This window comes from Halomonas sp. TP35 (assembly GCF_052375975.1).
Lineage (GTDB): Bacteria > Pseudomonadota > Gammaproteobacteria > Pseudomonadales > Halomonadaceae > Vreelandella > Vreelandella citrativorans.
On record NZ_JBQSUZ010000051.1, the window covers coordinates 1 to 265 of the forward strand.

At 56.2% G+C, this 265-nt stretch carries 1 pseudogene; it reads right to left on the reverse strand.

The features are described 5' to 3' along the window. A pseudogene (locus tag ACT3RU_RS18005) lies at positions 1-211 on the reverse strand (IS256 family transposase); the annotation flags it as partial. Between the last annotated feature and the right edge of the window lie 54 nt (positions 212-265).

Genomic DNA, 265 nt, shown 5'->3' on the forward strand with positions numbered 1-265 from the left:
GGCCTGCAGGGCTTTTCATGGTCTTGGGAGAGCCCCCGTTTTTGCGGTTGGGCGTCTCCTGATTGTCGAGATGCGCGTCGAGCTCCGCCTGCATGGCAGCCTCGGTCAACTGCTTGATGAGCGGCGTCAGAATGCCCTCCTTGCCGGTGAGATCTTTCCCTTCTCGCAGGGCTTTCAGCGCCGCGTCCATGTCAAATGTTGGTTGTGTCATACATCACCTCTTTCCTCTTAGGGTAGAAGTGACACAGAATTCTGAACACTACCC